The organism is Mycoplasma sp. HS2188, assembly GCF_025209835.1.
In the GTDB taxonomy this organism is placed as follows: Bacteria; Bacillota_I; Bacilli_A; order Mycoplasmatales; family Metamycoplasmataceae; genus Mycoplasmopsis.
In genome coordinates this window covers 1-566 of record NZ_JAOAOI010000074.1, presented here as the reverse complement: position 1 = coordinate 566, position 566 = coordinate 1, and the positions used below count along the sequence as shown (strand labels likewise).

Here is a 566-nt window from a genome sequence, read left to right as displayed (position 1 = left end):
ATGTTAATTCTAGTGCAAAAACTTTAATTAATTTAAATCTAAATCAAGAACTATTATTGAGTTTAGCTCGTGATAGTTTAGTTAGTGAATATACTAAAAAGTTAAATCAAAATATAAATAGAATTTTCACTAATGATATGGAGGAAATAAGTAAATTAAACATTTCTTTGAGCTTTAATGTAGATACTAAAATTTTAAATATTGATGTTGAAGTTAAAGAGGAATATAAAGATAGGTACAGAATTGAACCTAATAACACTTTTATATTGCAAATTGAAGGTTTTGCAGATGTAGAGTCAATAAATAGCAATGAAAACAATATTTTTGAAGGTCTGGTTGTGGATGACATTAATTTGTCTGGTTTAGATGATTATGATGAAATTAAAAGCTTTATTTTAGAGCAAATAGCAATCAAAATACCACATTTAAAATTAGGTATTGATTATGAAATTAAAAATTTAGATACAGTAATTAAACAGAGAATTAAACCACAGATAAATGTTTCGAATGTAAACTTACCTCGTAAGTCATCATTGGTTTTAGAGGCATTAAATGGTAGAAATGGC

General features: G+C 25.1%; 1 pseudogene. It reads left to right on the top strand.

Annotated elements, in window-relative coordinates:
- Positions 1-566 (top strand): annotated as a pseudogene (locus N1F73_RS03875) (conjugation protein); the annotation flags it as partial.